The organism is Pseudomonas fontis, assembly GCF_028656955.1.
In the GTDB taxonomy this organism is placed as follows: domain Bacteria; phylum Pseudomonadota; class Gammaproteobacteria; order Pseudomonadales; family Pseudomonadaceae; genus Aquipseudomonas; species Aquipseudomonas fontis.
This window is the reverse complement of sequence record NZ_JAMDGY010000052.1, coordinates 65,117-77,887: the sequence shown is the minus strand read 5'-3', so window position 1 is coordinate 77,887 and position 12,771 is coordinate 65,117. Positions and strand designations below refer to the sequence as shown.

Genomic DNA, 12,771 nt, shown 5'->3' with positions numbered 1-12,771 from the left:
GGCCATCTTGAAGGCAGCAGAGGCATCCTCGATGGCTTCTGCCGTCATCAGCCCGTCCCCGAACTGCTCAAGCAGCTCTTTCGGGATTTTCGGTAATTCTCGTGGCGCTTGGCGCGCGGGTTTCTTTTTGGTTGGCATACATGCACCTCTTGCTCATGTTATGCCCGAACACAAAATTTCTGACACCCCCCGAATGGCCGCAACACAGTCGCGAGCATGCCGCCCCCATCGCCGGCAAGGCCGGCTCCCACAGAGCGATGCACTACAACCGCACATTCCCCCGTGGCCCGGCAATCGCCCAGATGATCAGCCCCAGTACCGGCAGCAGGATGATCAGCAATATCCACAGCACCTTGGCCCCGCCCCCGGCGCTGCTCTTGATCACATTGATGATCGCCCAGATATCCAGGGCAAGAATGATCAGGCCAACCAGGCCATTGAACGTGGAACCCATGCTGATACTCCGATGATTGATCCTGCCCTTGAGGATAGCTGGCTATCACCGCCATAGACGTGAACCGCTCACCGCAGCAGGAAAACGCTGGTTACACTTTCTTCAACGAACAGCCCCAGAGAGGTCCGCCATGCCGCCCGCCAACAGCCACAGCAATACCGCCCGCTACTCGCTTGGAGGCGCCTGGCTCGCGCAGGCGCAATCCACTCCCTGGCTCAGCGCCGGCCTGGGCCTGAGCCTGCTGGCAGTGCTCGGCCTGCTGGTCGCCAGCGCCTGGAACGCCGTACACGGCGACAACAAGGACAACCTGCAACTGGCCATGCTCGGCGGCCTGGCCGGCTTTGCCGCCACCGCCCTTGGCGCGATCATGGCCGTGGTATTGCGAGAGGTCAGCACCCGCACCCAGGACGTGATGCTCGGCTTCGCCGCCGGCATGATGCTCGCCGCCAGTTCGTTCTCGTTGATTCTGCCGGGCCTGGATGCGGCCCGTGAAATCACCGGCAACGGCCCGTTTGCCGCGCTGACCGTGGTGGTCGGCATGGGCCTGGGCGTGCTGCTGATGCTTGGCCTCGACCGTTTCACCCCGCACGAACACGAAAGCACCGGCCCTTGCGGTCCGCAGGCCGAGCGAATCAACCGGGTGTGGTTGTTCGTATTGGCGATCACCCTGCACAACCTACCCGAAGGCATGGCCATCGGCGTGAGCTTCGCCACCGGCGACATGAATGTCGGCCTGCCGCTGACCAGCGCCATCGCCATCCAGGACATCCCCGAAGGCCTCGCGGTGGCCTTGGCCCTGCGTGCCACCGGCCTGTCGACGCTGAAAGCCGCCCTGGTTGCCATCGGTTCCGGCCTGATGGAGCCGCTGGGGGCGGTGATCGGCCTGGGGATTTCCACCGGCTTTGCCATCGCCTACCCGGTCAGCATGGGCCTGGCTGCCGGGGCGATGATCTTCGTGGTGTCCCACGAGGTGATTCCGGAGACCCACCGCAACGGCCACCAGACCTCGGCCACCCTGGGCTTGATGGGCGGTTTTGCGGTGATGATGTTCCTCGATACCGCGCTCGGTTAAACGTGCACGGCCACCCGCAGCGCTTCCAGCGAAGGCGCTGCGGCAATGCCGACTTCAGCACACAGCTCCAGTACCCGTGGCAGGTCATTGCCGCCCACCAGCACCAGCTGCAATTCGTCGTCCAGCAACTGGCTGAAGTTCATCAGCACATAGCCGCCGGCTTCCTTGTTCATGCTGCCCATCTGCACCTGGATGCGGTTGAGCGCCGTCAGTGGTTCGACCTTGGCCAGTTGCTTGGGCTTGAAGTTGAACGGCACGCTCTTGTCGAAGGAATCGACGATCTGCCCGAACAGGTCCTGGTAGCTGTCGGCCTGGAACAGCACGGTGTCTGGCAGGCTGCCGACCACGATCCATTCGCCCAGGGCAATCGGGAAGCTGTCGTCGTAGTTGATGTCCGGGTTGGCGGCGAGGAATGCGGCGGGGTCGGCATAGGCCTGGGCGGCTTCATCGGCAATGCGCTCGATGTCTTCGTCGCGCATGCAGCCGGCGCTGATTTTGCCGATGAGTTCGACCAGTTGGTTTTTCATGTAAGGGGCCCTGCGACACGGAAAAAAGTCGCCAAGGATAGCCGCAAACGGCCCCTGGGGGTTAGCCGGCCAGCGCCTGCAACTGCGCGGCGGTGTCGGTAGCGCCCATCGCCTGGGCGGCGCCGAGGGCACTGACGCCCTTGGCATCCTGGTGCCGAGGGTCTGCGCCCTGCGCCAGCAGGTAGTCGACCATGGCCGTGCGGTTGAACATGGCCGCGAGCATCAGTGCGGTACGCCCGTCGGCCGAGGCCGAGTCGACCGGCACACCCTGCCCCACCAGCAATTGCACCATGGCCAGGTCACCCTTGAAGGCGGCGCCAGCCATGGGCAGTTGGCCGTTGTCATTGGCGATCAGCGGGTCGGCGCCATGCTGGAGCAGCACCTGCACCGCATCGAGGTGCCCATGGTAGCTGGCGAGCATCAACAGGGTGTCGCCCTTGTGGTTGCGCAGATTGGCCGGCAAGCCGTTGTCGAGCAGGCGGCCAAGCATGTCGGCATCCCCGGCACGGGCCCGGTCGAACACCTGCTCGGCGAATGCAGCGGCTTCATCGTCGTTCATCGGGGTGGGTGTGCGTTGGTCGGACATGGGGAACCTCCTGGCTGCCGGAAAAGCCCAAGTCTTTGCCAGTCGCAGCTTTTGGTCAATTGTGGATAACCCATGGCGCCGACAGACGAAATCTATTGGCCTGCGGATCTTGCAAAATGCACTGTGCAAATTGCACGACCATGCACAATGCACGGACGGCCTGTTCGGCATGTTTTTTAACTTATTGATTTATAAAGATTATTTAACATTTAAAAGCTGGCACAGTCGCTGCACCCATCACTCCATGTCTGCCACCCACAGCCAGGAGCTGATATGGACCTCATCCAGGAAAAATTCACCTCGCTCTTCTCTGCCTATGACGTCACCACCCAGGCCCGCCCGGACGGCGGCATCCTGCTGACCCTGCGCGCTGCCGACGGCAAACAGGTGAAACGGACGTTGTCTTATGGGCAACTGCACAGTGCCGAGCAGCTGTCCTGGGCGATCAGTGCGATTCGCCGCGACCTGGCCGAGCAGGCCAGCGAGTTGCCGGTGATTTCGTTGCTGCAAAGCCAGCAGCGCTTTGCCTTGCCGACTTATCGGTGATTCAAGGGGCTGATGACCCCTGCACTGCGACCTCATCGCTGGTAACCGTAGCCGCTGCCGTAAGGCTGCGCTCGCCTGCATCGCAGGCGCCGCCTTTGGGAGCCCTCACGGGCTCCAGCGCAGCCTATCGGCAGCGGCTACAGGGTATGTACGATCCCGTGGGAGCGGGCCTGAAGGTCAATCATCAAACCGGGCAAACTGCTCCGCAATCCGATCACCCGTCGCCTGCGGCATAGCCTGACCTTGCTCCTTGAACATGCGCAACGCGACAAAATGCGGGTTCTCCCCACCATCAAACCAATGCCGGACACCTGCCGGCACCACGATCAAGTCGCCCTTCTCGCACACCACCGCGTACACATAATCCTCGATACGCAACGCGTACTGCCCACGCCCCGCCACGAACACCCGCACCACGTCCTCAGCGACCGTCACCTCGCCCACCACCTGCATGGCCACATCGCTGGCCGCACTCACCACCTCGACATTGCGATAACCACGCTCGGTCATCAACTGATCGATCTGCGCCTGATAGGCAACCATCACCTCCTCCGGCTGAACCGGCGCGCTCGCCGTCCAGCGCTCGAAGCGTACGCCGTGCTCGGCCAGCGTCGCGGCAATGTCCTCGAAGTGGGTCAGCACCTTGTTGGGGATGTCAGGGGTGGATTGGTGGTAAACGGCAAGGCTGCTCATCGAGGCAACTCCTAATACTTGGCATCGTTCATTCGGGCCGCAATGATAACGGCTGCAGCCAGCGCCGCGACGCTGGCAATACTAAAGGTGGTCATCGGGCCCAGCGCATTCCAGCTGTAACCCGCGTACAACGCGCCCAACGCCCCGCCGGTACCCGACAGCGCCGCATACAGGGCCTGGCCCTGCCCCTGCTGACGAGCGCCAAAGCTGCGTTGGACAAAAGCGATCGACGCCGCATGGAAGCTGCCAAAAGTGGCCGCATGCATGACTTGCGCAACCAGCAACACCGCCAGGTGATCGGCAAACTGCCCGAGCAGCAGCCAGCGCAAGGCGGCCAGCAGAAAGCTGAAACACAGCACCCAGCGCAACGACACCCGCGCCAGGATCCAGCTCATCGCCAGGAACATCAGCACCTCGGCCACCACCCCCAGCGCCCACAGCATGCCGATGGTGCCTCGGGCATAACCGAGCCGCTCAAGGTGCAGGGTCAGGAAGGTGTAGTACGGCCCATGGCTGAGCTGCATCAGCGCCACGCAGATATAAAAGGCGGCGACACCGGGGCTGGCCAGTTGCTTGAGAAAACCTCTGCCGCTCGCCCGCTCATGCTGCCCCGGTGGCTGGGCATTGGGCACCCATAGGCTGGCCAGCACGATCCCGGCCATGATCACCACCAGCGCCAGCGGGTAGATATCCAGGCTGAGCCATTCGAACAGGCGGCCCAGGCCGACCACGGTAAGGATGAAGCCGATGGAGCCCCACAAACGTACCTGGCTGTAGCGCGATGTCTGCCCCTGCAAATGCGCCAGGGTGATCACTTCGAACTGCGGCAACACCGCATGCCAGAAGAACGCATGCAGCGCCATCACCAGCGCCAGCCAGGCGTAGCTCTTGGCGACAAAGATCAGCGAGAAGCTGGCCAGCGTACACACGGCGCCCAGGCGCACGATCAGCAGGCGCTGGCCGGTGCGATCACCCAGCCAACCCCACAGGTTCGGCGCAACGCAGCGCATGAGCATGGGAATGGCCACCAGCTCACCGATGCGCGCGCTGGAAAACCCCAGATGGTCGAAATACAGCGCCAGAAACGGCGCGGTCGAGCCCAGCAGGGCGAAATAGAACAGGTAGAAGCTGGACAGCCGCCAGTAGGGAATCGGCGCCACGGCTCAAATGGCCGTGGCGCAGGTGCCGGGTCGCGGCATTACAGTTGGCCCAGCACCGGGGTGCTGACGCGTACGTCGGCGTTCTGGCCACGGTGGCGCAGCAGGTGGTCCATCAGCACGATGGCCATCATCGCCTCGGCAATCGGTGTGGCGCGAATGCCGACGCACGGGTCATGGCGACCCTTGGTGATGACGTCGACCGGGTTGCCGTCGACATCGATCGAGCGGCCTGGCGTGGTGATGCTGGACGTCGGCTTGAGCGCCAGGTGGGCGACAATCGGCTGGCCAGAGGAAATACCGCCAAGGATGCCGCCAGCATTGTTGCTGAGGAAGCCTTGCGGGGTCATCTCGTCACGGTGCTCGGTGCCGCGCTGGGCAACGCTGGCAAAGCCTGCGCCGATTTCCACGCCTTTCACCGCGTTGATGCTCATCAGCGCGTGGGCCAGTTCCGCGTCCAGGCGGTCGAAGATCGGCTCGCCCAGGCCCGGCATGACGCCTTCGGCGACCACGGTAATCTTGGCCCCGACCGAATCCTGGTCACGGCGCAACTGGTCCATGTAGGCCTCCAGCTCCGGCACCTTGTCCGGATCGGGGCTGAAGAAGGCGTTCTGCTCGACCGAATCCCAGGTCTTGAACGGGATTTCAATCGGGCCGAGCTGGCTCATGTAGCCACGGATGACAATGCCCTGGGTCGCCAGGTACTTCTTGGCGATGGCACCGGCGGCCACCCGCATCGCGGTTTCCCGCGCCGAACTGCGGCCACCGCCACGGTAGTCGCGCTCACCGTACTTGTGATGGTAGGTGTAGTCGGCGTGGGCCGGGCGGAACAGGTCCTTGATCGCCGAGTAGTCTTTGGACTTCTGATCCGTGTTGCGGATCAGCAGGCCAATCGCACAGCCGGTGGTGCGACCCTCAAAGACGCCGGAGAGGATCTCGACTTCGTCGGCCTCCTGACGCTGCGTGGTGTGCCGGCTGGTGCCCGGCTTGCGCCGATCCAGGTCGTGCTGCAGGTCGGCCAGCGACAGCTCCAGGCCTGGCGGGCAGCCATCAACAATGGCGACCAACGCCGGACCATGGCTCTCGCCAGCGGTGGTGACAGTGAACAGCTTGCCGTAGGTATTGCCGGACATGCAGGACGCTCCGCGAATCAGCCTGATTTGAACAAGGGCTTCAGTATACGCAGGCTACCCCTTCAGTTCATCCCTGACGGCGAACCTTCTGCAAGCGAGCGAGTCCAAAGCGCATCTCCCCGATAGTAGCCAGATGATGTCGCGCTTCGTCGCCCTGCTCTTCCTGCTGTTCACCGGCCTCGCCCAGGCGGGTGCGCCCACCGTGCTGCAACGACCGATCAGCCTCGATACCGGCCAGGGCACCCTGCATGGCAGCTTGCTGTTGCCGCGCGGTGACACGCCACCACCGGTGGTGTTGATCATTGCCGGCTCCGGGCCGACCGACCGCGACGGCAACAACCCCGAGGGCGGGCGCATCGACAACCTCAAGCGCCTGGCCCTGCTGCTGGCCAACAACCATATCGCCAGCGTGCGCTACGACAAGCGCGGCGTAGCCGCGAGCCTGGCGGCCACGCCGGACGAGCGCAACCTGACGGTTGAGCGTTATGTCGCCGATGCTGTCGCCTGGGGGCAGAAGCTCAAGGCCGACCCGCGCTTCGGGCCGCTGATTCTCCTGGGCCACAGCGAAGGCGCACTGATCGCCAGCCTGGCAGCTGAGCAGGCCGGCGCCAGCGCGGTGATTTCCCTGGCCGGCAGCGGTCGCCCGGTAGACCAGGTGTTGCGCGAGCAACTGGGCGAGCGCCTGACGAAGGGCAACCTTGCCGGCGGCCTGGCAGTACTCGACCGGCTCAAGGCCGGGCAGTTTTCCGCTGACGTCCCGGCGCCGCTGCGCAACGTCTTTCGCCCCAGCGTGCAGCCCTACCTGATTTCGCTGTTCCGCCAGGACCCGGCGACCGCGTTCGCCCGCCTGAAGATGCCCGCCTTGATCGTCCAGGGCCGCAACGACATCCAGGTCGACCTGCAGGATGCCGAACGCCTGCACGCGGCCAAACCCGATGCCGAACTTGCGCTGATCGACGGCATGAACCATACCTTGCGTATCAGCCCGCGTGACATGGGTGCCCAACGCGACACCTACATCAATCCGCAGCTGCCCCTGGCCCAGGCACTGGGTGAGCGGATCGTCGCCTTCATCCGCCGATTGCCGGCGGCCTGAGGCGATCTGGCGCAAATTGTGCCTCCAGTCCTGAATGAATCGGCCGATAAGCCGATGCTGGCATTGCCGTTGCGACCAGCCTGTTGCGCATAAGAGGACCGCCGTGATGACTGATGCCCCTACCCAGGACGCCCCGCAAGCGTCTGACGAACCCGAAGTGCCGGAGGCCGCCCCGCTGCCCTGGGCCGAGGTGACCACCGAGCATTTCCAGATGCTGCGCCTGTCCCCGCTGCCCACCGACCGCAACAGCGGTGCACGGCCGTTGCGCTTTGTGCAGTTCGGTTCTGCCGAGCGCCACAGCAAGGAACACAGCCTGCTGCGCATGGACATTCGCCTGCCCGGGCAAAAAGTGCGCAAGGAACAGAACCACCTGGACATCTGGGTGGACCACGAGCAGAAAACGCTGAAAATCAGCCCGGACACCGGCTTGCAGCTCGAACCGCTGAACCGCGGCCTGGGGCGCTTCATGCTGGCCCAGGCGGTGCTGTGGGCGCAGCGCAAGTGGTCGCACTACCGGGTCGAAGGCATGGCCTTGCAAAGCAAGGACTCGTTGAACGAAGACAGTCGCTTGCGCCGCGACCAGTTCCTGCGGGCCCATGGCCTGGAAGTGGAATATGCCGATGCCCAGCACATGAAGGGGCGGTGCGTGGAGATTGCGGTGGGCCAGCTCAAAGCGACCTGGAACACCGACAAGGTTCAGCGCATGGAGATCCTCGATGCGGCGAACATGCTGCAGCAGGCTGAGCAGAAGTTGCAGGAGCAGGAAGTGCTGCTGCGCGAGCGCGATGAGCGGGTGGCCAAGTTCAAGCGTGAAGACAACGGGCTGCGCTTCACCATTACTTGCCTGGTGGCCTTTGCAGTGTTCCAGGCGGGCTTGCTGATCTGGATTGCCACGCACCGCTAAAAGCATCGCGGGACCAGCCCGCTCCCACATGAAGTCCTGTGGGAATGGGCTGCTCCCACATGAATCCCTGTGGGAGCGGGCTGGTCCCGCGATGAATTCACCGTGATTTCAAGCCTTACACCCGCGAAGCAAACAGCCCCTGATGCTGGCGACACTGCTCAGCCGTCAACATGAATACCCCGTGGCCGCCATTCTCGAACTCGAGCCAGGCGAAGTCCACCTCAGGGTACAGCTGCTCGACATGCACCTGGCTGTTGCCCACCTCGATGATCAGCAAGCCCTTCTCGGTCAGGTGGTCCGCCGCCTCGGCCAGCATCCGTCGTACCAGGTCCAGACCGTCTTCGCCACAGGCCAGGCCCAGCTCAGGCTCATGCTGATATTCCTGCGGCATGTCGGCGAAATCTTCAGCATCGACATACGGCGGGTTGGACAGGATCAAGTCGAAACGCTGCCCTGGCAGCCCCTCGAAACCATCGCCCTGCACGGTGAACACACGCTCATCCAGACCATGACGCTCGATGTTCTGGTTGGCCACTTCCAGTGCTTCGAAAGACAGGTCGGCCAACACCACCTCCGCCTCCGGGAACACCTCGGCACTGACGATACCGATGCAGCCCGAACCGGTGCACAGGTCGAGAATCCGCGTCGGCTCGCTGGCCAGCCAAGGTTCGAAACGTTTCTCCAGCAGCTCGCCAATTGGCGAACGGGGGATCAGCACACGCTCGTCGACAATGAACGCCATGCCACAGAACCACGCCTCACCCAACAGGTAGGCGGTCGGCACGCGTTCGTCGATGCGCCGCTTGAGCAAGCGTTGCAACTTCACCAGTTCGTCGTCTTCCAGGCGGCAGTCCAGGTAGCTGTCCGCCACTTCCCATGGCAGGTGGACCGCGCCCAGCACCAGCAGCCGTGCTTCGTCCCAGGCATTGTCGGCGCCATGCCCGAAGAACAGCCCCTGCTCATGAAAACGGCTGACAGCCCAACGGATATGGTCGCGCAGAGTGCGCAGGCGAGAAGTGATCACGGTAGACTCCTAGAAATTCGACCGGCAATTCTAACAGCCCAGCCAAAGAAGTGGCCGGCAAATGTCCCTGTGGCAGATTCGCCAAGGTGGCTGCAAGCCACTAACCACGCTGCTTGTACGCGAAGCGATTCACATAAGCGCCCAAGCAGGGGACAATAGGTTAAAAGCCCTATCCAAAGGAGCCCCTGATGTCTGTTCCAACGACGATGTTCCACCTCAGTGGCCGCGGCTATCCGCCGGCCAAACTGAACAACGCCAGCCTGGTAATCATTGACGCGCAAAAGGAGTACCTGAGTGGTCCTCTGGCGCTTGCGGGCATGGACGAGGCGGTGGCCAACATCGGCAAGCTGCTCGAGGCAGCACGCAAGGCCGGTCGCCCGATCGTCCACGTGCGCCATCTGGGTACCGTCGGTGGCCTGTTCGACCCACAGGGTCCACGGGGTGAATTCATCCCGGGGCTGGAGCCCCAAGGTGATGAAATCATCATCGAAAAGCGCATGCCCAATGCCTTCAAGAACACCACGCTGCATGAAACCCTGCAGAAGTATGGCCACCTGGACCTGATCGTCTGCGGCTTCATGAGCCACTCCAGCGTCAGCACCACCGTGCGCCGGGCCAAGGACTACGGCTACCGCTGCACCCTGGTCGAAGACGCCTGTGCCACCCGCGACCTGCCGTTCAAAGGCGGCGTGATCCCTGCTGCACAGATTCAACAAAGCGAAATGGCCATCATGGCCGACAACTTCGCCTGCGTGGCGCCAGCCAACAGCCTGATCTGATCGACCGCCTGGCGGGCAGCTGGAACCACCCTGCGGCTTTTCGGTCCAACCCCGAATATCCATTGAGGGAAACGGAATGAAGTTATCCGGTGGTTTCGACGCCAAGCGCCTGCGCCCGCGTGAACGACGCAACTGGGGCATGCGTTTGGCGGCCGGCTTTTCGGCCCTGCTTGCCACCCTTGGCGTGCTGCTGGCCATGGCCGGCGCCGCCAGCCTGCTGGGCCGCCCTGCGGCCCTGGGCGAACTCAACGCCAACCCCGCCGGTGCTGCCGTGATTCTCGGTGGCGGCCTGTTGCTGCTGTACCTGGGCATCTGGTTCTGGCGCCGCAGCCGCTTGCGCCTGCGCCGTAGCCGCGAACTGAACCTCTCGCCGCACCTGATGAAAAAACACGATTGACTGCAACCTCAGGGAGAGTCGCGTAAACTACGCCGCCTTGGCGGAGGCTTACATGCAAGACGACGAATTTTCCCTGTTCAAAAGCGAGATGCGCGGCGTCAAGCAGATCACGACTGATCGCGCCGACACCGGCAAACCCAAGGCCGACCGCAAGCAACTGGCCAACCTGCGCCAGCACGCCACCGTACGCAGCGGCCAGACCGTGGTCGATGGCCTCTCCGATCAATTCGTGATTGATGTCGGCCCTGAAGACGACCTGCACTGGAGCCGTGACGGCGTCCAGGAAAGCCAGATGCGCAAGCTCAAGCTTGGCCAGATCGGCTTTGAAGGCAGCCTCGACCTGCACGGCATGAGCGTGGAGAAAGCCCGTGAAACCCTCTGGGCGTTCATCGAGGAAGCCACCCGTTTCGAAGTACGTTGCGTGCGCGTCACCCACGGCAAGGCGGTACGCCTGGACGGCAAGCGGCCGATGATCAAGAGTCACGTCAACACCTGGCTGCGCCAGCACTCGCAAGTGCTCGGCTTTACCTCGTGCCAGCCCCGCCACGGCGGCGCCGGCGCGGTGTATGTGATGCTCAAGCGGACCATGCTCGAAGGCCGCGACGAGTAACGTCATACTTGCAGCGCCGCCGCTGCCACCGTACCCTTCGCGTTTGCGATAAATCTCACAGGTAGATCCATGTCCCTGGAACAGAACTACACCGCAATCCTCGGCCAGCTCGGCGAGGATGTCTCCCGCGAGGGCCTGCTCGACACGCCCAAGCGGGCTGCGAAGGCCATGCAGTACCTTTGCCGCGGTTACACCCAAACCCTGGAAGAAGTGACCAACGGCGCACTGTTCACCTCCGACAACAGCGAAATGGTCCTGGTCAAGGACATCGAGCTGTACTCGCTGTGCGAACACCACCTGCTGCCGTTCATCGGCAAGGCCCACGTTGCCTACATCCCTGATGGCAAGGTACTGGGGCTGTCCAAGGTGGCACGGATCGTCGACATGTTTGCCCGTCGCCTGCAAATCCAGGAAAATCTCAGCCGCCAGATCGCCGAGGCGATCCAGCAGGTCACCGGCGCAAACGGCGTGGCCGTGGTGATCGAGGCCAAGCACATGTGCATGATGATGCGCGGTGTGGAGAAGCAGAATTCGTCGATGATCACCTCGGTGATGCTGGGTGAGTTCCGCGAAAACGCGGCTACCCGCAGCGAGTTTCTCAGCCTGATCAAGTAATCGCCGGCCTTGCTGGCGAAGCCCGGCGACGCCGGGCCCAGATCAAGCCGACCGGTCACCCTGGTCGGCTTTTTTCATTGTGAGGAGTTGCCATGATCGTCAAAGCACTGCGCGTAGGCCTGGGTCAGTTGATCGTCTTTCTCGACTGGATCAGCCGCCCGGCCAAACACAAGCGTGATGCCGCGGCCCAAGCCAAGGTCGAGCAAGCCGCCAAGGGGCTGAGCCTGTACCAGTTCCACGCCTGCCCGTTCTGCGTGAAAACCCGCCGTGCCCTGCACAAGCTGAATGTGCCGGTAGCGTTGCGCGATGCGAAGAACAACGAGCAGGATCGTCAGGCGTTGCTGACCGAGGGCGGCAAGATCAAGGTGCCTTGCCTGCGGATCGAGGAAGACGGCAAGACCACCTGGATGTATGAGTCCAAGGTGATCATCGACTACCTGAACAAGCGTTTTTCGGCTGTCTGAGGCTTTATAGCCGCTGGTGCAGGCTGCGCTCGCCTGCCACCGATTGGGAGGCCTCGCGGCCTCCAGCGCAGCCTGACGGCAGCGGCTACCAGTACACGAAAGCGCCTCAGCCGATCATGGTCACATGCCGCGGATGGCTCGCCACGCGCTTGAGCCATTCCTGCACCGCCGGGTATTCGCCCAGGTCGAACTCCCCCTCATGCGCCACATGGGTGTAGGCATACAGCGCCACATCGGCGATCGAATACTGATCCCCCACCAGGTATGGCGTCATCTGCAGCTGCTTCTCCATCACCCGCAATGCCTTGTAGCCACCTTTGTGCAGCATCCGGTACTCATCCTGGCGCTCCTGCGGCAGGCCGAGGTAATGCTTGATGAACCGGGCCACGGCGATATAGGGCTCATGGCTGTACTGTTCGAAGAACTGCCACTGCAACACCTGCGTGCGCAAACGCGGATTGCTCGGCAGGAACTCACTGCCGTCGGCAAGGAAGTTGAGGATCGCGTTGGACTCCCACAGGTACGTGCCGTCCTCAAGTTCGAGCACCGGCACCTTGCCATTGGGGTTCATCTTGAGGAACTCGGGGCTTTCCGTCTCCCCCTTGAGAATATCTACCGGGTGCCACTCGTAAGGCTTGTCGAGCAGGTGCAGCATCAACTTGACCTTGTAGCAGTTGCCCGACTGGTAATCCCCGTAGACCTTGTACATCGCTC

At 62.8% G+C, this 12,771-nt stretch carries 17 protein-coding genes and 1 pseudogene; 9 read left to right on the top strand and 9 right to left on the bottom strand.

Features of this window, described 5'->3' with window-relative positions; all coding sequences use genetic code 11:
- A pseudogene (locus M5G11_RS16835) lies at window positions 1-138 on the bottom strand (IS256 family transposase); the annotation flags it as partial.
- Between the two features lie 124 nt (window positions 139-262).
- Entirely contained in the window at window positions 263-454 is a 192-nt protein-coding gene (locus M5G11_RS16830; RefSeq protein WP_273911959.1) for a PLDc N-terminal domain-containing protein, read from the bottom strand.
- Window positions 455-584: 130 nt separating this feature from the next.
- On the opposite strand from M5G11_RS16830, the gene M5G11_RS16825 reads away from it, so the two are divergent.
- Window positions 585-1,526 (top strand): ZIP family metal transporter, encoded by a 942-nt coding sequence (locus M5G11_RS16825; RefSeq protein ID WP_273911960.1) that lies wholly within the window; start codon window positions 585-587, stop codon window positions 1,524-1,526.
- Here the strand turns inward: M5G11_RS16825 and M5G11_RS16820 are convergent.
- On the bottom strand, window positions 1,523-2,053 hold the full coding sequence (locus M5G11_RS16820) for a hypothetical protein (protein ID WP_273911961.1): 531 nt from the start codon (window positions 2,051-2,053) through the stop codon (window positions 1,523-1,525). The genes M5G11_RS16825 and M5G11_RS16820 overlap by 4 nt on opposite strands.
- Before the next feature lie 61 nt (window positions 2,054-2,114).
- Window positions 2,115-2,639, bottom strand: a complete 525-nt coding sequence (locus tag M5G11_RS16815) for an ankyrin repeat domain-containing protein (protein ID WP_273911962.1) — start codon at window positions 2,637-2,639, stop codon at window positions 2,115-2,117.
- Between the two features lie 273 nt (window positions 2,640-2,912).
- On the opposite strand from M5G11_RS16815, the gene M5G11_RS16810 reads away from it, so the two are divergent.
- Entirely contained in the window at window positions 2,913-3,185 is a 273-nt protein-coding gene (locus tag M5G11_RS16810) for a DUF3509 domain-containing protein (RefSeq protein ID WP_273911963.1), read from the top strand.
- Window positions 3,186-3,362: 177 nt separating this feature from the next.
- Here M5G11_RS16810 and M5G11_RS16805 read toward each other — a convergent pair whose 3' ends face one another.
- Genes M5G11_RS16805 through aroC form a run of 3 tightly spaced genes read right to left on the bottom strand, consistent with a single transcriptional unit; the run spans window position 3,363 to window position 6,168 of the window.
- Entirely contained in the window at window positions 3,363-3,878 is a 516-nt protein-coding gene (locus M5G11_RS16805) for a cupin domain-containing protein (protein WP_273911964.1), read from the bottom strand.
- A gap of 11 nt (window positions 3,879-3,889) precedes the next feature.
- Entirely contained in the window at window positions 3,890-5,038 is a 1,149-nt protein-coding gene (locus M5G11_RS16800) for an MFS transporter (RefSeq protein ID WP_273911965.1), read from the bottom strand.
- A gap of 38 nt (window positions 5,039-5,076) precedes the next feature.
- Window positions 5,077-6,168 carry a chorismate synthase gene (aroC, locus tag M5G11_RS16795; protein ID WP_273911966.1) on the bottom strand — a complete coding sequence of 364 codons (1,092 nt, stop codon included), beginning with the start codon at window positions 6,166-6,168 and terminating at the stop codon, window positions 5,077-5,079.
- A 133-nt stretch (window positions 6,169-6,301) separates the two neighbouring features.
- Here aroC and M5G11_RS16790 point away from each other — a divergent pair, with 133 nt between their 5' ends.
- Both M5G11_RS16790 and M5G11_RS16785 read left to right on the top strand, forming a co-directional pair.
- Window positions 6,302-7,264: an alpha/beta hydrolase gene (locus tag M5G11_RS16790; RefSeq protein WP_273911968.1), complete on the top strand. Its 963-nt coding sequence runs from the start codon at window positions 6,302-6,304 to the stop codon at window positions 7,262-7,264.
- Window positions 7,265-7,370: 106 nt separating this feature from the next.
- Entirely contained in the window at window positions 7,371-8,168 is a 798-nt protein-coding gene (locus tag M5G11_RS16785; protein ID WP_273911969.1) for a hypothetical protein, read from the top strand.
- Between the two features lie 115 nt (window positions 8,169-8,283).
- On the opposite strand, the gene prmB is transcribed toward M5G11_RS16785, so the two are convergent.
- Window positions 8,284-9,192, bottom strand: coding sequence for a 50S ribosomal protein L3 N(5)-glutamine methyltransferase (gene prmB, locus M5G11_RS16780; RefSeq protein WP_273911970.1), 909 nt, complete (start codon window positions 9,190-9,192; stop codon window positions 8,284-8,286).
- Window positions 9,193-9,380: 188 nt separating this feature from the next.
- Here prmB and M5G11_RS16775 point away from each other — a divergent pair, with 188 nt between their 5' ends.
- The 5 genes from M5G11_RS16775 (at window position 9,381) to M5G11_RS16755 (ending at window position 12,057) form a co-directional block, all read left to right on the top strand.
- On the top strand, window positions 9,381-9,971 hold the full coding sequence (locus M5G11_RS16775; protein WP_273911971.1) for a cysteine hydrolase family protein: 591 nt from the start codon (window positions 9,381-9,383) through the stop codon (window positions 9,969-9,971).
- Window positions 9,972-10,047: 76 nt separating this feature from the next.
- The gene (locus tag M5G11_RS16770; protein ID WP_273911972.1) at window positions 10,048-10,368 is read left to right on the top strand and encodes a hypothetical protein; all 321 of its coding nucleotides are present in this window, start codon (window positions 10,048-10,050) and stop codon (window positions 10,366-10,368) included.
- A 52-nt stretch (window positions 10,369-10,420) separates the two neighbouring features.
- Complete coding sequence (locus M5G11_RS16765; RefSeq protein WP_273911973.1) at window positions 10,421-10,978, top strand: Smr/MutS family protein; 558 nt, start codon at window positions 10,421-10,423, stop codon at window positions 10,976-10,978.
- Between the two features lie 69 nt (window positions 10,979-11,047).
- Entirely contained in the window at window positions 11,048-11,593 is a 546-nt protein-coding gene (gene folE, locus M5G11_RS16760; protein WP_273911974.1) for a GTP cyclohydrolase I FolE, read from the top strand.
- A gap of 92 nt (window positions 11,594-11,685) precedes the next feature.
- Window positions 11,686-12,057, top strand: coding sequence for a glutathione S-transferase N-terminal domain-containing protein (locus M5G11_RS16755; protein WP_273911975.1), 372 nt, complete (start codon window positions 11,686-11,688; stop codon window positions 12,055-12,057).
- A 106-nt stretch (window positions 12,058-12,163) separates the two neighbouring features.
- Here the strand turns inward: M5G11_RS16755 and M5G11_RS16750 are convergent, their stop codons facing one another.
- Complete coding sequence (locus M5G11_RS16750; protein WP_273911976.1) at window positions 12,164-12,766, bottom strand: glutathione S-transferase family protein; 603 nt, start codon at window positions 12,764-12,766, stop codon at window positions 12,164-12,166.
- Between the last annotated feature and the right edge of the window lie 5 nt (window positions 12,767-12,771).